The sequence below is a fragment of the Comamonas antarctica genome (assembly GCF_013363755.1).
Classification (GTDB): domain Bacteria; phylum Pseudomonadota; class Gammaproteobacteria; order Burkholderiales; family Burkholderiaceae_C; genus Comamonas; species Comamonas antarctica.
Window position 1 is genome coordinate 1634292 of record NZ_CP054840.1, and the last position, 18241, is coordinate 1652532.

Here is an 18241-nt window from a genome sequence, read left to right on the forward strand (position 1 = left end):
TTTCCTCTCAGGCGGGCAGGGTGGCGGTGGCGGCCGAATGGGACACCTGGGCGACGGGCGTGAACTGGCGTTCGTCCACGGCCGCCTTCTGCAGCTCGAACCAGGGATCGGGCTCGCCGTCGAGCGCGAACTGCAGCCGCTCCCAGAGTTCGGCGCGGCCCGTGTGGTCCTCGAGAATGCGCTGCTTGACATAGTCGAGGCCGACGCGGTTGACGTAATGCACGGTGCGCTCGAGGTACCAGCCTTCCTCGCGGTACAGCTGCATGAAGGCGCCCGTGTACTCGAGCACCTCGGCCGCGGTCTTGACCTTGGTGAAGAAGTGCGCGACCTCGGTCTTGATGCCGCCATTGCCCGCGATGTGCAGCTCCCAGCCGCTGTCGACGCCGATCACGCCCACGTCCTTGATGCCGCTTTCGGCGCAGTTGCGCGGGCAGCCCGACACCGCGAACTTGACCTTGTGCGGGGCGTACATGCGCCACATCGCGCGCTCCAGGTCCTTGCCCATCTGCGTGCTGTCCTGCGTGCCCATGCGGCACCATTCCGAGCCGACGCAGGTCTTCACGGTGCGCAGCGCCTTGGCATACGCGTGGCCGCTGGGCATGCCGATGTCGCGCCAGACGTTGACCAGGTCTTCCTTCTTCACGCCCAGCAGGTCGATGCGCTGCCCGCCCGTGACCTTGACGGTGGGAATCTGGTACTTGTCGACCGCGTCGGCAATGCGGCGCAGCTCGTCGGCCGTGGTCTCGCCGCCCCACATGCGCGGGATCACGCTATAGGTACCGTCCTTCTGGATGTTCGCGTGGCTGCGCTCGTTGATGTAGCGGCTTTGCGGGTCGTCCTGCGCCTCCTTGGGCCAGGTGCTCAGCAGGTAGTAGTTGATCGCCGGGCGGCAGCTCGCGCAGCCGTTGGGCGTGCGCCACTCCATGAAGCGGTAGACGGCCGGGATGCTCAGCAGCCTATTGGCGCGGATGGCGTCGCGCACCGCCTGGTGGCCGTGGTCGGTACAGCCGCACATGGCCTTGAGCCTGGGCTTGGCCGAATAGTCGCCGCCCGCGGTGAACATGATGATCTGCTCGACCAGCCCGGTGCACGAGCCGCAGCTGGCGCTGGCCTTGGTGTGCTTGCGCACTTCCTCGAGCGTGAACAGGCCCTTGTCCTTGATGGCCTGGCAGATGCTGCCCTTGGTGATGCCGTTGCAGCCGCAGACCTCGTCGCTGTCGGCCATGGCCGCGGCCTTGCTGTGGCCCTCGTGCCCGCTGTCGCCGAGATTCGATTCGCCAAACATCAGCCGGTCGCGGATGCCGGCGATGCTCTGGCCTTCGCGCAGCAGCTTGAAGTACCAGCTGCCGTCCACCGTGTCGCCATAGAGGCAGGCACCGACCAGTTTGTCGTTCTCGATGACCAGCTTCTTGTAGACGCCGCCGATCGGGTCGCTGAGCACGATTTCCTCGGTATCGGCCGAGCCCTGGAAGTTGCCGGCCGAAAACAGGTCGATGCCCGTGACCTTGAGCTTGGTCGAGGTGACCGACCCTTCGTAGCGGCTGATGCCCAGCTCGGCCAGGTGGTTCGCCAGCACCTTGCCCTGCTCGAACAACGGCGCGACCAGCCCATAGGCCACGCCGCGGTGGGCCGCGCATTCGCCCACCGCATAGATGCGCGGGTCGGTGGTGGTCTGCAATGTGTCGTGCACCACGATGCCGCGGTTCACATGCAGCCGCGCCGACTCGGCCAGCGCGGTGTTGGGGCGGATGCCCACGGCCATCACCACCAGATCGGCCGGCACTTCGCTGCCGTCCTTGAAGCGCACGGCGCGCACGCGGCCGGCGTCATTGCCCAGCAGCTCCTGCGTCTGCGCGCCCATGAGGAAGCGCATGCCGCGCTCCTGCAGCGACTTGCGCAGCAGCTTTGCCGCGGTTTCGTCGAGCTGGCGCTCCATCAGCCAGTCGCCGACATGCACCACCGTGACCTGCATGCCGCGCTTCATCAGCCCGTTGGCGGCTTCGAGGCCCAGCAGCCCGCCGCCGATCACCACCGCATGCGGGTACTGCGTGGCGGCATCGATCATGGCCTGGGTGTCGGCAATGTCGCGGTAGCCCAGCACCCCTTGCAACTGGCTGCCCGGAATCGGCAGGATGAAGGCATTCGAGCCCGTGGCCATGATCAGCCGGTCGTAGGGCGCGCTCAATGGCTCGCCCGCGGCGTTGACCGCATGCACGCTGCGCGTCTGGCGGTCGATTTTCGTGACCGTGCAGCCGGCGTGCAGCGTGATGCCGTTGTCGGTGTACCAGTTCCAGTCATTGAGCACGATCTGCTCGAGCGTCTGCTCGCCCGCGAGCAGCGGCGACAGCATGATGCGGTTGTAGTTGGGATGCGGCTCGCTGCCGAATACCGTGATGTCGTACAGGTCGGGCGCGAGCTTGAGCAGTTCCTCGAGCGCGCGCACGCCTGCCATCCCGTTGCCGACCATGACCAGTCTGGATTGCTTCATCTTCCGTCTTTCGTGGGCAGTGCTGAAAACAAAAAAGGCGTCCGTCCCGGCACAGCAAAGCTGCGGGGAAAGACGCCTTCGTCATGGGTTCAGGTCCACCGTTGCACCGAAACCCTGTGGCCGTCGGTGGCCACGCAGCGTATGAAGCAATTTGCGGGCCAGCCTGACGCCAGAGCGCCGCTGGCCGCTCGCGGCGGATCGGTGCACCGCGATGGTGAACCGCCCGCCGCATTCGGGTGCATGGCCCGGGGCGACTGGCCAGCGCGGTGCGCGCGCAGGCCGATCACTGCCCCACGGATTCAACCCTCCACATGCCGCGCCACGAAAGGCCGGGCCAGCGCCGCCAGCAGTTCGATCCGCAGTTTGTCCAGCACGCTCCACTGCGCCACGGTGCCCAGCACGTTGAAGGTCGCAAAGCAGCGGCCATCGGCGCGCACCAGCGGCACGTTCAGCACCGACTGCAGTCCCATCGACAGGATCAGCCGGTGGTCGTCGAAGACCTGCTGCAGCGCCGCCTGGCCTTCGCCAATGAAGATTTCACTGTCCAGCAGCAGCTGCCGGGTCCAGGGCGTGAGGGTCTTGCGCTTGCGGCCCGCGACCGGATACTCGGCCGGGCGCGAGGACCAGATGCGCTGCAGCTCGATGGCCTCGGGCGCGCCGGCGGCATCGGGCCACAGCACATGGTTCACGGTGAGCAGGCCGTCGCCCAGCAGCAGCTGGCGCTGGGCCTCGATCAACTGCATCGCGGCCGTCAGATCGGCCGCGCGCGGCAGTTCGCGGCACAGCGCCGTGGCCGCGGCCGCCGGCAGCCTCAGGTCGCGGTCTTCACTCACCCTTGATACCCAGTTCGCGGATGATCTTGCCGTAGCGTTCGGCATCGGACTTGAGCACCGCGGCAAACTGCGCCGGCGTGGTCTTGACGACCTCGACGCCCAGGCTGTCCATGCGCGCCTTTACGGCGGGATCGGCCATGGCGGCGTTGGCGGCCGCGTTGAGCCGGTCCACGAGCTCCTTGGGCATGTGGGCCGGGCCGAACAGGCCGTACCAGACGCCGAGCTCGTAGCCGGGCAGCGTCTCGCCGACCGTGGGCACGCCTTCGGGCATCAGCGCCGAGCGCTTGGCCTCGGTCACGGCCAGCAGCTTGAGCTTGCCGCTCTTGACATGCGGCAGCGTCTGCGTGCCGGCCGAGAACAGCACCTGGGTCTGGTCGGCCACGGTGTCGACCACGGCCGGCGCGCCGCCCTTGTAGGGCACATGCACCATCGAGATGCCGGCGGCCTTTTCAAACAGCACGGCGCTCAGGTGGTTGGTCGAGCCCTGGCCCGCGGTGGCGTAATTCAGCTTGCCGGGATTTGCCTTGGCGTAGGCAATGAATTCCTGCAGGTTGTTGGCCGGCACCGAGGTGCTCACCACCATGGTGTTGATCACGTTGGCCAGCTGGGCGATCGGCGTGAAGTCCTCGACGCCCTTGAAGGGCATGCTGGCCATCAGCGCCGGATTCATGGCATGCGTGCTCATCGAGCCCACCAGCAGCGTGTAGCCGTCGGGCCGCGCCTTGGCCACGAGGTTCGAGCCGATGTTGCCCGAGGCGCCCGCGCGGTTGTCGACGATCACCGTCTGGCCCAGCGACTTGGACATGCGCTCGCCCAGCGCGCGCGCCAGGATGTCGGTCGATCCACCGGGCGCCCAGGGAACGATCAGCGTGATGGGCTTGTCGGGGTAGGCGGCGGACGCCGCGCCGGCAACGGCCAGCAAGGCGGTGGCGCACAGGGCGCGGATACGGCGAGAGATCATGGAAGCTCCAGTGGTTGAAAGAGGAAAGGGGGTCAGCGGCCGACGGCGTAGCCCTGCATGCCGCGCGGGTTGGCCGCGGCGCGCAGCAGCAGCCGGCCTTGCGCGTCGCGTTCGCGGCTGCAGGCGGACATGCGGCTCTCGGACCAGGCGTCGCCGACCTTGACCTGGTGGCCCGCAGCGCGCAGCGCGGCGATTTCCTCGGGCGCGAAACGCGATTCGACGGTCAGCTGGTTGAGCCGGGTCTGGCGCGGCCAGAACGACGCCGGGAAGTGGTCGACATGCCAGGCGGGCGCGTCGATGGCCTCCTGCAGGTTCATGCCGTGCACCGCGTGGCGCAGGAAGAAGGCGGGCGACCATTGGTCCTGCTGGTCGCCGCCGGGCGTGCCGAACACCATGTAGGGTTCGCCGTCGCGCAGGGCCAGCGAGGGCGACAAGGTGGTGCAGGGCAGCACGCGCGGCGTGACGGTATTGGCCAGGCCCTCGTCCAGCCAGGTCATCTGCAGCCGGGTGTTGACGGCGAAGCCCAGCGCGGGAACCACCGGGCTGGACGACAGCCAGCCGCCCGATGGCGTGGCGGCCACCATGTTGCCGTGCCGGTCGATGACATCGATATGGCAGGTGTCGCCGACGAACACTTCGCGCTCGGCCCATTCCGACACCGGGGGCAGCGCCGCAAACGTCGGCTCGCCGATGCCGAAGCGGGTGTCGGCCGTGCGCAGCGTGCGCTCGGCCACGTCCAGGTCGGGCAGCTGCGGCGCGAGGCCCAGCGGCGCGCCCGCGCGCAGCTCGGCCGAGGCGCGTGCGCTGGTCTCGAGCCAGCGCGCGCGCAGGTATTCGTCGGACAGCAGCGCCAGCTGCGCGTCGCGCCGCGCCCCGGGGGCGTCGCCATACCAGGCCAGCCGGTCGGCCATGGCCAGCTTCGCGGCTTCGGCGATGCGGTGCACGAAGCCCGCGGTATGCGGCGCATGCCGGCCCAGGTCGGCGTGGCGCAGCATGCCGATCTGCTGCAGGAAGGCCGGGCCTTGGCTCCAGAAGCCGCACTTGGCCAGCGTGTAGCGGCCGAAGTCCAGCGTCAGCGGGGTCTCGACCGTGGCCTGCCAGTGCGCCATGTCGTCGTAGCGCAGCAGGCCGCCATGGCGCTCGCCGCTGCTGTCTTGTACTTTTTCCGTGCGGTAGTAGAGGTCGATTTCCCGGGCCACGAAGCCGCGGTACCAGATGTCGATGGCGGCGTCGATCTGCGCCGTGCGGCCGGTGGCCCGCCCCTGTGCTTCCTCGAGCAGGCGCTCGAAGGTGTCGGCGAGCCGCGGCAGCTGGAACAACGCACCGGGCTGGGGCACGCGGCCTTCGGGCAGCCATACCTGGGCCGAGCTGGTCCATTGCTCGCGGAACAGGTCCTGCACCGCATAGATCGCCTGCACGGCGCGCGCAATCAGCGGAAAGCCGTCGCGCGCATAGCCGATGGCAGGTGCCAGCACTTCGGCCAGCGACCAGGTGCCATGCTCGCGCAGCATGGTCATCCAGGCACCGAAGGCGCCGGGCACCGTGGCCGGCAGCATGCCTATGCCCGGCACTTGCTCGAAGCCCATCCGGCGGAAGGCTTCGGCGCTGGCCTCGGCCGGCGCCACGCCCTGGCCCCTGATGGCCTGGGTCTGTCCCAGCCGTTCGCTCCACAGCAGGATGGGCACTTCGCCGCCCGGGCCGTTGAGGTGGGGCTCGACCACCTGCAGCACGAAGCCGCCGGCCACCGCGGCGTCAAAGGCGTTGCCGCCGCGTTCGAGAACGCCCATGGCGGTTTGCGAGACCAGCCAGTGGGTGGACGAGACCACGCCGAAGGTGCCGGTGATTTCTGGACGGGTAGTGAATGCGCTCATGAGGTGCGTTGGGCTAGGGTTGGATGAGCCTGGAACTATAGAAGCACGGAATAGGCCAGGGTGAATGTCTTTGCATCGGTATATGTACTGGAGGCTATAGTTGGAGCATGACTCTTCCGCTGCCCGATGTGGCGCGCGCTATCGATGCGCGCCTGAAACTGCGCCATTACCGGCTGCTGGTCGCGCTCGACCGCTACCGCTCGGTCACGCGCGTGGCCGAGATCCTGGGCAGCAGCCAGCCCACGGTGACGCGCGCGCTGGCCGACATCGAAGCGATCTTCAATGCCGTGCTGTTCGAGCGCACCGGGCGCGGGCTGGAGCCCACGGCCGCGGGCCGGGTGGTGATCGCGCGCGCGGCCTATGCGATTGCCGAGAATGACGAGTTGTTGATCGAGCTCGACGGCGTGCGCGCCGGGCGCCAGGGCCGGCTGCGCGTGGGCGTGCTGCCCTATGCCTCGACCCGGGTGCTGGACCCCACCTGGTCGTACCTGTTCGCGCTGCGGCCGAAGATTGCCACGGTATCGATGGAAGATGTCACCGGCAATCTGCTCGCGGCGCTGCGCGCGCGCACGCTGGACTGCGCGATCTGCCGTTTTTCGCCGAACGGCCTGGAGGACGAGGCCATCGAGCAGGTGCTGCTCTACCAGCAGCAGCCGCGGCTGGTCGTGGCCCGGCCCAGCGCCGCGCTGCTCACGCGCTTTCCCGAAGTCGACATCGCCCGGCTGTCGGAGATGGACTGGATCTTCCCGCCTGCCGATACGCCGATCCGCGGCATGATCGACGCGATCTTTTCCGCCGCGGGCCAGCGCGTGCCCGTGCCCACGCTCGAAGCCTATGCGGTGCGCACCATTGCCTCGGCGCTGCGCAACCTGCCGCGCGGCATCACCGTGCTGCCCGACGACATTGCGCAAGCCGTCTGCGTGGGCGGCGCGGCCGAGGTGCTGGAGCAGGCGCTGCCCTGGAGCCTGCCGCCCGTGGGCCTGGCCTGGCTGCGCAATTCACCGAAGATCGAGCTGATAGACGGACTGAGGCAGGCGATCCTGGCGCGTCCGGACTGAGGGCTGCCGCGGCTAGATACCCGAGGCGTCCAGCGCCGGCGGGCGCAGCAGGTCGTTGTCCACGCCCATCACTTCGCTGGCGCGTTCCACGGCGGACCAAAGCGCCGCGGGCATCTTGAGGATTTCCTCGGGCGAGTCGGCGTTGGCGATCCAGGCGCCGATGTCGCGGTGCTGTTCGGGAGTCAGCAGGTCGAGGTGCAGCATTTCATCGATGGTCTTCATGGGGTCGCCTGCTAGGGTTTGCGCAAAGAGGCTGCGCGGCCTTGACCTCAATATACCGCCGATTCCGGGCCGCAAAAGCGAACCCGGAGCCGGGTTCAGGCGGCTTTTTCCACGTGGCTCTGGCGCGTGTACAGAAAGTCCATCACCGCCTGGCGGCAGCGCAGGTACTCGGGGTCGGTGGCCAGTTCGACGCGCTTGCGCGGGCGCGGGATGTCGACATGCAGCACTTCGCCGATATGCGCGGCCGGGCCGTTGGTCATCATCACGATCCTGTCCGACAGCAGCACGGCTTCGTCGACATCGTGCGTGACCATGACCACCGTGCTGCGCGTGCGCGCCACGATCTCCAGCAACTCGTCCTGCAGCTTGGCGCGCGTGAGCGCGTCCAGCGCGCCGAACGGCTCGTCCATCAGCAGCACCTGGGGTTCCATCGACAGGGCGCGCGCGATGCCCACGCGCTGCTTCATGCCGCCCGAGATCTCGCCCGGGCGCTTGCCTTGCGCATGGGCCAGCCCGACCAGGGCCAGCGCCGCCTCGGTGCGCTGCTTGAGCTGGGCGCGGTTTTCGGCCTGGCCGAACACGCGTTCCACGGCCAGGTATACGTTCTCGTAGCAGGTCAGCCAGGGCAAAAGCGAGTGGTTCTGGAACACCACGGCGCGCTCGGGCGCGGGACCCTGGATCTCGCGGTTGGCGCACAGCAGCACGCCCGTGCTCGGCGTGGTGAGGCCGGCAATCAGGTTGAGCAGCGTCGACTTGCCGCAGCCCGAGTGCCCGATCAGCGCGACGAAATCGCCCTTGGGAATGCGCAGGTCGATGTTGTCGAGCGCCAGGAACTGGCCCTTGGCGGTCTTGAAGCTTTGCGAGACGCCTTGCAGCTCGATGAATCGGTCGTTCATGACTTCACCTCCTCATAGGTAAACGCCTTGGCGATCTGCACCAGCAGCAGCTCCAGCCCCAGCCCCACGACACCGATCACGCCGATCGCGATGATGATGTTCATGACATTCAGGTTGTTCCATTCGTCCCAGACCCAGAAACCGATGCCGACGCCGCCGGTGAGCATCTCGGCGGCGACGATCACCAGCCAGGCCGTGCCCACCGCGAGGCGCACGCCGGTCAGCATGTAGGGCAGCACCGAAGGCAGCAGGATCTTGGTGGCGATCTTCCATTCGGACAGGTTGAGCACGCGTGCCACGTTCATATAGTCCTGCGGCACGCGCTGCACGCCGATGGCGGTGTTGATGACCATGGGCCAGATCGAGCAGATGAAGATGGTCCAGATGGCCGCGGGATTCGCTCCTTTGAACACCAGCAGGCCGATCGGCAGCCAGGCCAGCGGCGATACCGGCTTGAGCAGGCTGATGATCGGGTTGAACATCTTCGACAGGAAGCGGAAGCGCCCGATCAGGAAGCCCGCGGGAATGCCGACGATGGCCGCGAGGCCGAAGCCGATGGCCACGCGCTCGAGCGAGGCCAGCACGTTCCAGCCCACGCCCTGGTCGTTCGGGCCGTTGCGGTAGAACGGGTCGCTGAACAGCTCCACGGCCTGGTCGAAGGTCGCGGCCGGGCCGGGAATGCTGCCGCTGGTGGCCATGGAGATGCCGGCCCAGGCCAGCACCAGCAGCGCCAGGCCCAGCAACGGCGGCACCGCGGCCTGCACCCACTGGCCGGCCTTGGCGGACAGCGGGCTGGGAGTCCGTGGGGAGGAGGGGGCGGCAACGGGTATCGCCGCCGATAGCGTGGGCTCGGCAGCGGGTTCCACGGATTCCACGGGGCGGGCCGGGCGCGCGCCCGGCGGCGCGGCGGCGGGCAGCAGGGTCTGAGTGTTCATCGTGCGTTCTCTCTGTGGATGTGGGCCGGGCTCAGGCCTTGATCTTGAAGCTGTCGGCGTATTTCTGCGGCTGCGTGCCGTCCCAGACCACGCCGTCGATCAGCTTGCTGCTGCGCATGTCGCTCTTGGGCAGCGGCGTCTTGGAGGCCGCGGCGGCCTGCTTGTAGAGCTCGATGCGGTTGATGGACTTGGCCACGCCCAGGTAGTCGGGATGCTCCTTGAGCAGGCCCCAGCGCTTGTGCTGGGTCAGGAACCACATGCCGTCCGAGAGATAGGGGTAGTTGACCATGCCCTCGTTGTAGAACTTCATGTGGTCGGGGTCGTCCCAGGTCTTGCCCATGCCGTTCTGGTAGCGGCCCAGGATGCGCTGGTTGATGGCGTCGACGCTGGTGTTCACATAGGACTTGGCGGCAATGGTCTCGGCCATGCGGGTCTTGTTGGCCAAGCTGGCATCGATCCAGCGGCCGGCCTCGAGAATCGCGGCCGTGACCGCGCGCGCGGTGTTCGGGTACTTGTCGGCGAACTCGGCCGTGGTGCCCAGCACCTTCTCGGGGTGGTCCTTCCAGATCTGCTGCGTCGTGGCCGCGGTCACGCCTATGCCGTCCATGATCGCGCGGTGGTTCCAGGGCTCGCCCACGCAGAAGCCGTCCATGTTGCCGACGCGCATGTTGGCCACCATCTGCGGCGGCGGCACGGTGATGACCTTCGCATCCTTCATCGGGTCGATGCCGTTGGCCGCGAGCCAGTAGTAGAGCCACATCGCATGCGTGCCCGTGGGAAAGGTTTGGGCAAAGGTGTATTCGCGCTTCTCGCTGGCCATGAGCCTGGCCAGGCCCGGGCCGTCGACCGCGCCTTTGTCGGCCAGCTTCTTGGCCAAGGTGATCGCCTGGCCGTTGTTGTTGAGGTTCATGAGCACCGCCATGTCCTTCTTCGGCCCGCCGATGCCCAGGTGCACGCCATAGACCAGGCCATAGAGCACATGCGCGCAGTCCAGCTCGCCATTGACCAGCTTGTCGCGCACGCCGGCCCAGCTCGCTTCCTTGGTCGGAATGATCTTGATGCCGTATTTCTGGTCGATGCCCAGCACCGAGGCCATCACCACGCTGGCGCAGTCGGTCAGCGGAATGAAGCCGATCTTCACCTCCTTCTTCTCGGGCGCATCCGACCCCTGGGCATGCACCAGTGCGCGCAGCGCGGGGGAGATTCCCGCGGCGCCCACGGTGGCGGCTTGCAATACGGTGCGGCGCTGGAGTCCGGTTTTCATCAGGTCGGGCATATGCAGTCTCGGCGAAAAGGTGGCAAATAAAAAAGGCGTCCACATCCTGGGCCGGGCATCGAGCCGGGCTGGTGGATGGGGACGCCTTTGTCCGGTGGCGCGCAGTCAGTCGTTGCTTGCACGCCGTGGGGTCTTCGTTGACCTTGCCGGATATCAAGCAAGTTCGGTGCCAGCGGATTCGGCGTTGCAGGCCGCTGCGGCTGCGCCATTTGGGTGCGGATGCGCTGAATCAGGGCATGCGGGTCGGACATGGGTCGACAGGCTCGCCATGAACGGGGAGCTCACCATGAACGGGAAGTTCACCATGAACTGGAGGCTCGCCCCGAATGGGCGGCTCAGCATGAACGGCCCGCTCAGCCGAGCAGTTCGGCGGCGTCGATCATGCGCTGGGCGATTTGCACCATCTTGACGCCCTTGTCCATCGCGAGCTTGCGCAGCCGGTCATAGGCCTGCTTCTCGCTCAGCGCCTGGCGCTGCATCAGGATGCCCTTGGCGCGGTCGATGGTCTTGCGGTCCTTGAGTTCGTCGCGGGCATCCTTGAGCTCGGCGCGCAGCGCCTGCTCGTGTTGAAAACGCGCCATCGCGACCTGCAGGATGGGGCGTATGCGCGGCGGCGCCAGCCCTTCGACGATATAGGCGCAGACGCCCGCGGCCACGGCATCGGGCACATGGGTGGTGTCGGGGTCGTTGGTGAACAGCACGATGGGCCGGCGCTCGTCGCGCGTCGCCAAGACCACATGCTCGAGCGCGTCGCGCGCCTCGCTTTCGGCGTCGACGATGATCAGGTCGGGGCGCAGCTGGGCGATGCGCTCGTGCAGGAATACGTCCGCGGGCAGCGTGGCCACCACATCGTATTGCGCCTCGAGCAGTCCCATGCGCAGCGCGCGCGAGCGCTCGAGTTGCTGGCGCACATGGTCTTCCTGGTCGTCCATGACGGCCAGGTCGGGAATGATGACCACGATGCGCAGGGGTTGGCTCATGGGTAAAGTGATGCAAGAAAAATGCCAGTGGTGGCGGGAGGGAAGGCGCAAGCGCTGGATGATTGCCCTGGGCAACGCCGCGTGGGATGAATGTAAGGTGAACATGACTTATTGACAGGTTCTTTTGACATCGATACAGTCAGGTTTGCTTTACATCGCCACGACCATGCACTCTCCAGCTCCGCACACGCCGGTCCCCTCCCCAGGCCGCAGCTATCTGCTTCACACCGCGATCCTGATGGCGATCTACGTATCGATCCATCTGGCCGCCATCCTGGGCGTGTTCGACGGCATGCTCGGTCAGCCCGCGGGCTGGGGCGTGGCGCTGCTGCTGGCGCTGACCGTGGCCGGCCAGATCCGCGCGACCCTGCGGCTGATGGCGCAAAGCGACGAGTACCTGCGTGCCATCATCGCCAAATGCTTCATCCTGGCGTCGGGTGCGACGCTGGCGCTGTGGACCGCCTGGGGCTTTGGCGAGACCTACGCGGCCGCGCCCCATCTGCCGGGCTGGCTTTGCTATCCCTTCTTCTGGGCCGCCTATGCGCTGGTGGCCCCCTTCGTGCGCCAGAGCCGCTGATGAAGAACCAGTTGCGCGTGCTGCGCGCCGCAGCCGGCTGGACCCAGGCCGATCTGGCCGAGCGCCTGGGGGTCTCGCGCCAGGCGGTCAACGCCGTGGAAACCGAAAAGCACGATCCCTCGCTGGATCTGGCGTTTCGCATCAGCAGCGTGTTCCAGCGGCCAGTGGACGAGATCTTCGAGAATCCGCACGCGGCCCGGTCCCGCTGATGCGCGTGGCACGCCTGCGTCTGGCGTGCTAATTGCTTGCCGGGTGCGGCGATGACCTCCGCCGCCTTGCCCTCTCCCGTGCCGCTGAATCTGCGGCAGATCGAAGTCTTCCACGCCATCATGATGGCCGGCACGCTCAGCGGTGCGGCGCGCATGCTGTGCGTCTCGCCGCCCGCGGTGAGCCGCATGCTGGCGACGGCCGAAAGCCGGCTGCGCATGCTGATGTTCGAGCGCGTGCGCGGCCGCCTGCAGCCCACGCCCGAGGCGCGGCGGCTGTTTTGCGAAGTGCAGGGCATCATCGACGGCGTGCGCCACTTCAACACGCTGACCGCGGACCTGGTGGCAGGCGCGCAGGGCGAGCTGTCGCTGGTGTCGAGTCCGAGCTATGCCGAATGGCTGATGCCCATGGCGATCCGGCGCTTTCGCGCGCGCTATCCCGAGGTGCGCATCAAGTACCGGCCATTGCTCTTCGATGCGCTGCTGCCGCATGTGCTGCTGGGCCATGCCGACCTGGCGATCTCGTCCATGCCCGCGCCGCCCAGCGCCAATGTGGTGGCGCGCGCCATCGGCCAGGGCTTCATCGAGTGCGCGGTGCCCGAGCGCCACCCGCTGGCGCAGGCCGCATCGGTGGGCGCGGCCGATCTGCTGGGCCAGACCTTCATCAGCTATGGCGGCGACACGCCGTTCGGCAACCTGGCTGTTGTTCGAGAACATCACCTCGATTGCGCCGCACCTCAAGGGCGACAAGCTGACGGCGCTGGCCGTGACCGGCGCCGCGCGCGACAGCCGCCTGCCGCAACTCCCCACGCTGGCCGAGTCGGGCCTGACCAGCTACCAGGCCGTGGCCTGGAACGGCTATGTCGCGCCCGCAGGTGTCGACGCGAAAACGCTGGACTTCCTGAATGCGGCCTTCAGCAAGGCGCTGTCGTCGCCCGCGGTCAAGCAGCAGTTGAATGCGCAGGCCTACGACGTGCATGTCGGCCCGCGCCAGGCATTGTTCGAGCTGGCGAAAAGGGAACGCCCGGTCTGGGCCGATGTGATCCGGCGCTTGGGCGCGAAACTGGATTGAGCCCCGGACCGGCACCCGCCGTCGCTGTGCGGGTCCCCGTCACGCGCATAGCGCAGTTCTTTGGATGCAGCTTACATGTAGGTGGTGGGAGTAACAGTCTTGGGCTTTGATCGCCCAAGGGCGCCCGTCCCGCTGGCGGGGCGGGAATTGCATGGCAGCAAAGTTTTTTGATTTTTTTCAACCATCTCGCCGGAAGCGCATTTTCGCGATGCTATGATTGCGGTATTGCAGGGGAGTCGCCAAGTTGGTTAAGGCACTGGATTTTGATTCCAGCATGCGAAGGTTCGAATCCTTCTTCCCCTGCCACGATATCTACCCCGGTTGCGTCAAGCAGCCGGGGTTTTTTCGTTGTGCCGCTGAAATGCGGTGCCTCCATGATCCTGGGGTATACCCGAATTGACCGCGCTGCAGCCATGGATGAGCGCTTGTCGTCACAATCGCCGGCTCATTAGGATGGCGGGCTGCGCCGCGCGCGGGCAGGCCGACAACCCATTCTCTGGAATTGGAGTGATCAATGGAAAAACAAAAATCCTCAAGCATTGGCGGCTGGCGCGCCTGGCTTCTTGCGCTGGCCTTGCTGCTGCTGGCCACCGGCCTGTATTTCGTGATTGGCGGCGCCGTGCTGCTGTCGCGTGGCGGCAGCTGGTACTTCGTGATTGCCGGCGTGTTCTTCGTGGCGTCTGCAGTGCAGATCGCGCGCGCCCGCGCTTCAGGCGCCTGGCTCTACCTGTTGGCGCTGGCCGGCACGGTGGCCTGGGCGCTGGCGGAAGTCGGCTTTGATTTCTGGGGCCTGATCTCGCGCCTGCTGGCGCTGGTGTTCATCGGTGCGCTGGTGGCGTTCACGCTGCCGTTGCTGGGCCGCGCCGAAGGCCGGGCTGCAGCGAGCCGCCCAGGCATCGTGATCGGCGCGGTACTGGTGGTGCTGGGCCTGTGGGGCTTCGTCGGCATGTTCCAGAAGCACCCCGAGGTGGCGGCAGCCGCTCCCGCGGCAAACCAGGTGCCGATTGCTCCGGGCACCGAGCAAAAGGACTGGGCGCACTATGGCAATGACGCCGGCACGCAGCGCTTTGCCGCGCTCGACCAGATCACGCCCGAGAACGTCAAGCAACTCGCCGTGGCCTGGACCTTCCAGCACGGCGATGTGCCGCAATCGACGGGCGCGGGCGCCGAAGACCAGCTCACCCCCATGCAGATCGGCGACAAGCTGTTCATCTGCACGCCGCACAACAATGTGATCGCGCTCGATGTCGACAGCGGCAAGCAGCTGTGGCGCCGTGATTTCAACGCATCGGTGGGCGGGGTCTGGGAACGCTGCCGCGGCCTGGCGTACTTCGATGTGAACGCCGCAATTGCCGCGCCCACGGTGGCCGGTTCGACGCCCGTGACGCCGGTGTCGCTGCCGGCTTCGGGCGGCTGCGAACGCCGCGTGGTCATGAACACCATCGATGCGCGCCTGGTCGCCATCAACGCCGACAACGGCGAGATGTGCGCCGAGTTCGGCAATCAGGGTGTGGTGGATCTCACGGCCAACATGGGCGCCGTGGCCAACAAGGCCTACTACACCATGACCTCGGCGCCCACGGTGGCCGGCACGACCATCGTCGTGGGCGGCCGGGTGGCCGACAACGTGCAGGTCGACATGCCCGGCGGCGTGATGCGCGGCTTCGACGTGGTGACGGGTGCGATGCGCTGGCACTTCGATCCGGGCACGCAGGATCCAAATGCGCAGCTCGAGCCAGGCAAGGACTTCCACCGCTCCACGCCCAATGTCTGGGCCGGCATTTCGTACGACCCGGCCATGAACACCGTGTTCCTGCCCGTGGGCTCGGCTTCGGTCGATCTCTATGGCGGCACGCGCACCGCGCTGGACCGCAAGTACGGCGCATCGGTGCTGGCGCTCGATGCCTCGACGGGCAAGGAAAAGTGGGTCTACCAGACCGTGCACAACGACCTCTGGGACTTCGACGTGCCGATGGCGCCCTCGCTGATCGACTTCCCCAAGGCCGACGGCAGCAAGGTGCCGGCCGTGGCGGTCGCCACCAAGGCCGGCCAGATCTATGTTCTCGACCGCGCGACGGGCAAGCCGCTGACGGCCGTCGAGGAGCGTGAGGTCAAGCCGGGCCATATCGCCAACGAGGCGTATTCCAAGACCCAGCCGTTCTCGGTGGGCATGCCGCAGATCGGCGCGCAGACGCTGACCGAAGCCGACATGTGGGGCGCGACGCCGTTCGACCAGCTGCTGTGCCGCATTGCGTTCAAGGGCATGCGCTACGACGGCCTGTACACCGTGCCCGACACCGACAAGTCGCTGTCTTTCCCCGGCTCGCTGGGCGGCATGAACTGGGGCGGCATGTCGACCGACCCGAACAACCACCTGCTGTTCATCAACGACATGCGCCTGGGCCTGTGGGTGACCATGGTCGAGCAAAAGGAAAAAGCCAAGCTCTCGGACGGCGGCGAGTCGCCGAACGCCGGCATGGGCGAGGTGCCGCTGGGCGGCACGCCTTATTCGGTGGTGAAGAACCGTTTCCTGTCGCCGCTGCAGATTCCCTGCCAGAAGCCGCCGTTCGGCACGATGACCGCCGTGGACCTGAAGACGCAAAAGGTGGCGTGGCAGGTGCCGCTGGGCACGGTGCAGGACACCGGCCCGTTCGGCATCAAGATGCTGCTGCCCATGGAAGTCGGCATGCCGACGCTGGGCGGCTCGGTGGCGACGCAGGGCGGCCTGGTGTTCTTTGCCGGCACGCAGGACTACTACCTGCGCGCGCTGGAAAGCGCGACCGGCAAGGAGGTGTGGAAGCAGCGTCTGCCCGTGGGCAGCCAGGGCACGCCCATCACCTACAAATCGCCCAAGACGGGCAAGCAGTACGTGGTGATCTCGGCCGGTGGCGCGCGCCAGTCGCCCGACCGCGGCGACTATGTGATTGCGTACGCGCTGCCTGACAAGCGCTGAACGCAGCTGCCGCATGCCGGCGCCCACGCAAAAGGCCACCCTCGGGTGGCCTTTTTCGTTGCCGCAGGGGCGCGGAGTTATTCCGCGAGCAGCGAGCGCAGCATCCAGGCGGTCTGCTCATGCACCGCCAGGCGCTGCGTCAGCAGGTCGGCGGTGGGTTCGTCCTGGGCTTCGTCGGCGATGGACAGCAGCGAACGCGCGGTGCGCGCCACGGCTTCGTGGCCGTTGACCAGGATGCGCACCATGTCGAGCGCCGCGGGCGGCGTGGTGGGGGCGTCGTCCAGCGACGCCAGCTGGCCGTACTGCGCGTACGAGCCGGGCGCGAAATGGCCCAGCGCGCGGATGCGCTCGGCAATCGGGTCGGCCGCATTCCACAGCTCGGTGTACTGCTCCATGAACATCTGGTGCAGGCTGTTGAACATCGGGCCGGTGACGTTCCAGTGGAAATTGTGCGTGGTCAGGTACAGCGTGTAGTTGTCGGCCAGCAGGCGCGACAGGCCGTCGGCAATGGCCTGGCGGTCTTCGGCCGAGATGCCGATGTTGATGGCGCTGGAACGCGCTGCGGTGGCTGGAACGGACTTCTTGGGCATGCTGACTCCTTTGCAATGAAACCAGGGGTGGATGAAATCGGACGCATGAACGCGACGCCTGCGACTTTATCGCGTCGCGTCATCGCGCTGCGTCCTCACGCTCCATCGTCGCACGGATTTCACCCTGCGAAGGCGTCGGATGCGGGCAGCCATTGTCGGAATGTGCCGCGCGTGCGTTGGGCGGCAGGAACTGGATGCGCGTGCGCTGCACCAGCTCGGCGTAGCTGATGGGCGGCAACACGCGGGTGTCGGGTGCGTTGGCCAGCCAGTGCGCCCAGCTCCTGCCCGTGCAGGGGTCGTAGACCAGCTTGAACAGATGGCTGGGCACCTGCACCCGGTTCGGGCCTATCGCCGGCGCGCCGGCCGCAAATACCGGGCCCGTGAAGACGTAGACATCGGCGCGCGCACGCAGCACGTACTGGCGCGTCTCCTGCTCGACCTGCGCCCAGGCGCCGCCGTTGAAGATCTGGTCCTGCGGCACCATGTTGGCCAGGCTGAAGCTTTGCGCCATGGCATCCGGCGTGCTCATGTCGCCGGCCGGCGCCATGTGGCCGCGCGAGTAGCCCGAGCCGCGGTAGTCGGCCAGTTCGGCGCGCTCGCCCCGGGGCAGGCGCGCATCGGCAAAGAAGCGGTTGCTGCGCTGCTGTGCGCGTGCCGCGTGGATCATGGATCGGTCGAGATGCTCGGCAACGAACACCGGGGTCTTGGTTTCGCCGCTGTGCAGGATCGCAAAGGCGCTGTAGCACAGTTCGCGCAGTTGCGGCGCGCGCGGCACCACGGGCGCGGTCTGTGCCGGAAAGAACTGCGGGCATTCGGCAAACCGCGTATCGACGATCGACAGCTGCGGCGCCGGGCGCAGCGCGCAGCCGGCCAGCAGCGCCAGCAGGCTTGCGGCCGCACAGCAATGCAGCGCGTTGCGCCACGCGGCTTCAGCCGCTCCCGCCCGGACAGCGTGCATGCATCGATCCTTTCGGCGCTGGGCCGCATGGCTGCGCGCATGGCGACACGGCAGTGTCTGGCATGGCGCAACCGGTGGATTTTTATCATAGGAGGCAGAGGTTTCAGCACCGGGGAGAAACCATGCACCAATGTCCGCTGCACACCCTGGCCGGCGTCGCCACGGCGCTGTTGCTCGTCGCCTGCGCGCCACAGCCGCCCCGGCCCGCTGGCCTGGTCAATCCAGCCACCAGCTACTGCCATGCGCGCGGCGGACGCACGCTGCTGGGCTACACGGCCGATGGCCGCGAAGGCCTGTGCTTTCTGCCCGATGGCGCGCTGGTCGACGAGTGGCAGCTGTATCGCGGCGATCACCCCTGCCGATAG

General features: G+C 67.2%; 17 protein-coding genes, 1 tRNA gene and 1 pseudogene. 8 read left to right on the plus strand and 11 right to left on the minus strand.

Annotated elements, in window-relative coordinates; translation table 11 throughout:
* Positions 1-7 precede the first annotated feature (7 nt).
* The 4 genes from nirB to HUK68_RS07885 all read right to left on the minus strand — a co-directional run bounded on the left by nirB (position 8) and on the right by HUK68_RS07885 (position 6153).
* A complete protein-coding gene (gene nirB, locus HUK68_RS07870) occupies positions 8-2488 on the minus strand; it encodes a nitrite reductase large subunit NirB (RefSeq protein ID WP_175503689.1) in 2481 nt (826 codons plus the stop codon).
* Positions 2489-2787: 299 nt separating this feature from the next.
* On the minus strand, positions 2788-3321 hold the full coding sequence (locus HUK68_RS07875; RefSeq protein WP_244146287.1) for a GAF domain-containing protein: 534 nt from the start codon (positions 3319-3321) through the stop codon (positions 2788-2790).
* A complete protein-coding gene (locus HUK68_RS07880; protein WP_175503690.1) occupies positions 3314-4282 on the minus strand; it encodes a Bug family tripartite tricarboxylate transporter substrate binding protein in 969 nt (322 codons plus the stop codon). Before HUK68_RS07880 ends, HUK68_RS07875 begins: the two co-directional genes overlap by 8 nt.
* 32 nt (positions 4283-4314) lie before the next feature.
* Entirely contained in the window at positions 4315-6153 is a 1839-nt protein-coding gene (locus HUK68_RS07885; RefSeq protein ID WP_175503691.1) for a gamma-glutamyltransferase family protein, read from the minus strand.
* A gap of 107 nt (positions 6154-6260) precedes the next feature.
* Between HUK68_RS07885 and HUK68_RS07890 the strand changes: the two genes are divergently transcribed.
* Positions 6261-7211, plus strand: coding sequence for a LysR family transcriptional regulator (locus HUK68_RS07890; protein WP_175503692.1), 951 nt, complete (start codon positions 6261-6263; stop codon positions 7209-7211).
* A gap of 12 nt (positions 7212-7223) precedes the next feature.
* Here HUK68_RS07890 and HUK68_RS07895 read toward each other — a convergent pair whose 3' ends face one another.
* The 5 genes from HUK68_RS07895 to HUK68_RS07915 form a co-directional block, all read right to left on the minus strand.
* Complete coding sequence (locus tag HUK68_RS07895; protein WP_175503693.1) at positions 7224-7433, minus strand: hypothetical protein; 210 nt, start codon at positions 7431-7433, stop codon at positions 7224-7226.
* Positions 7434-7528: 95 nt separating this feature from the next.
* A complete protein-coding gene (locus tag HUK68_RS07900; RefSeq protein WP_175503694.1) occupies positions 7529-8329 on the minus strand; it encodes an ABC transporter ATP-binding protein in 801 nt (266 codons plus the stop codon).
* Positions 8326-9264: a nitrate ABC transporter permease gene (gene ntrB / locus HUK68_RS07905; RefSeq protein ID WP_175503695.1), complete on the minus strand. Its 939-nt coding sequence runs from the start codon at positions 9262-9264 to the stop codon at positions 8326-8328. The genes HUK68_RS07900 and ntrB overlap by 4 nt, the downstream gene beginning before the upstream one ends.
* Positions 9265-9295: 31 nt before the next feature.
* The gene (locus HUK68_RS07910; protein ID WP_175503696.1) at positions 9296-10540 is read right to left on the minus strand and encodes a CmpA/NrtA family ABC transporter substrate-binding protein; all 1245 of its coding nucleotides are present in this window, start codon (positions 10538-10540) and stop codon (positions 9296-9298) included.
* A gap of 353 nt (positions 10541-10893) precedes the next feature.
* A complete protein-coding gene (locus tag HUK68_RS07915; RefSeq protein ID WP_175503697.1) occupies positions 10894-11520 on the minus strand; it encodes an ANTAR domain-containing response regulator in 627 nt (208 codons plus the stop codon).
* 166 nt (positions 11521-11686) lie between these two features.
* Between HUK68_RS07915 and HUK68_RS07920 the strand changes: the two genes are divergently transcribed.
* From HUK68_RS07920 to HUK68_RS07940, 6 genes and pseudogenes are all read left to right on the plus strand, one after another.
* A complete protein-coding gene (locus HUK68_RS07920; RefSeq protein WP_175503698.1) occupies positions 11687-12097 on the plus strand; it encodes a hypothetical protein in 411 nt (136 codons plus the stop codon).
* Positions 12097-12306, plus strand: coding sequence for a helix-turn-helix transcriptional regulator (locus tag HUK68_RS07925; protein ID WP_175503699.1), 210 nt, complete (start codon positions 12097-12099; stop codon positions 12304-12306). The genes HUK68_RS07920 and HUK68_RS07925 overlap by 1 nt, the downstream gene beginning before the upstream one ends.
* Before the next feature lie 51 nt (positions 12307-12357).
* Positions 12358-12930 (plus strand): annotated as a pseudogene (locus HUK68_RS23225) (LysR family transcriptional regulator); the annotation flags it as partial.
* 43 nt (positions 12931-12973) lie between these two features.
* Positions 12974-13375 (plus strand): Bug family tripartite tricarboxylate transporter substrate binding protein, encoded by a 402-nt coding sequence (locus HUK68_RS07930; protein WP_244146288.1) that lies wholly within the window; start codon positions 12974-12976, stop codon positions 13373-13375.
* A 229-nt stretch (positions 13376-13604) separates the two neighbouring features.
* Positions 13605-13681, plus strand: a tRNA-Gln gene (locus HUK68_RS07935).
* 208 nt (positions 13682-13889) lie between these two features.
* Complete coding sequence (locus HUK68_RS07940) at positions 13890-16328, plus strand: membrane-bound PQQ-dependent dehydrogenase, glucose/quinate/shikimate family (protein WP_175503700.1); 2439 nt, start codon at positions 13890-13892, stop codon at positions 16326-16328.
* Between the two features lie 77 nt (positions 16329-16405).
* Here the strand turns inward: HUK68_RS07940 and HUK68_RS07945 are convergent, their stop codons facing one another.
* Both HUK68_RS07945 and HUK68_RS07950 read right to left on the minus strand, forming a co-directional pair.
* Positions 16406-16918 carry a Dps family protein gene (locus HUK68_RS07945; protein WP_175503701.1) on the minus strand — a complete coding sequence of 171 codons (513 nt, stop codon included), beginning with the start codon at positions 16916-16918 and terminating at the stop codon, positions 16406-16408.
* A 79-nt stretch (positions 16919-16997) separates the two neighbouring features.
* Complete coding sequence (locus HUK68_RS07950) at positions 16998-17876, minus strand: DNA/RNA non-specific endonuclease (RefSeq protein WP_175503702.1); 879 nt, start codon at positions 17874-17876, stop codon at positions 16998-17000.
* A 122-nt stretch (positions 17877-17998) separates the two neighbouring features.
* Between HUK68_RS07950 and HUK68_RS07955 the strand changes: the two genes are divergently transcribed.
* On the plus strand, positions 17999-18241 hold the full coding sequence (locus HUK68_RS07955) for a putative hemolysin (RefSeq protein ID WP_175503703.1): 243 nt from the start codon (positions 17999-18001) through the stop codon (positions 18239-18241).

Coding starts and splice junctions, on each gene's coding strand:
- HUK68_RS07920 (WP_175503698.1), top strand. CDS start 11,687: ATGCACTCTCCAGCTCCGCACACGCCGGTCCCCTCCCCAGGCCGCAGC.
- HUK68_RS07930 (WP_244146288.1), top strand. CDS start 12,974: ATGGCGGCGACACGCCGTTCGGCAACCTGGCTGTTGTTCGAGAACATC.
- HUK68_RS07915 (WP_175503697.1), bottom strand. CDS start 11,520: ATGAGCCAACCCCTGCGCATCGTGGTCATCATTCCCGACCTGGCCGTC.
- HUK68_RS07885 (WP_175503691.1), bottom strand. CDS start 6,153: ATGAGCGCATTCACTACCCGTCCAGAAATCACCGGCACCTTCGGCGTG.
- HUK68_RS07955 (WP_175503703.1), top strand. CDS start 17,999: ATGCACCAATGTCCGCTGCACACCCTGGCCGGCGTCGCCACGGCGCTG.
- HUK68_RS07900 (WP_175503694.1), bottom strand. CDS start 8,329: ATGAACGACCGATTCATCGAGCTGCAAGGCGTCTCGCAAAGCTTCAAG.
- HUK68_RS07925 (WP_175503699.1), top strand. CDS start 12,097: ATGAAGAACCAGTTGCGCGTGCTGCGCGCCGCAGCCGGCTGGACCCAG.
- nirB (WP_175503689.1), bottom strand. CDS start 2,488: ATGAAGCAATCCAGACTGGTCATGGTCGGCAACGGGATGGCAGGCGTG.
- HUK68_RS07890 (WP_175503692.1), top strand. CDS start 6,261: ATGACTCTTCCGCTGCCCGATGTGGCGCGCGCTATCGATGCGCGCCTG.
- HUK68_RS07880 (WP_175503690.1), bottom strand. CDS start 4,282: ATGATCTCTCGCCGTATCCGCGCCCTGTGCGCCACCGCCTTGCTGGCC.
- HUK68_RS07910 (WP_175503696.1), bottom strand. CDS start 10,540: ATGCCCGACCTGATGAAAACCGGACTCCAGCGCCGCACCGTATTGCAA.
- HUK68_RS07945 (WP_175503701.1), bottom strand. CDS start 16,918: ATGCCCAAGAAGTCCGTTCCAGCCACCGCAGCGCGTTCCAGCGCCATC.
- HUK68_RS07950 (WP_175503702.1), bottom strand. CDS start 17,876: ATGCACGCTGTCCGGGCGGGAGCGGCTGAAGCCGCGTGGCGCAACGCG.
- HUK68_RS07895 (WP_175503693.1), bottom strand. CDS start 7,433: ATGAAGACCATCGATGAAATGCTGCACCTCGACCTGCTGACTCCCGAA.
- HUK68_RS07940 (WP_175503700.1), top strand. CDS start 13,890: ATGGAAAAACAAAAATCCTCAAGCATTGGCGGCTGGCGCGCCTGGCTT.
- ntrB (WP_175503695.1), bottom strand. CDS start 9,264: ATGAACACTCAGACCCTGCTGCCCGCCGCCGCGCCGCCGGGCGCGCGC.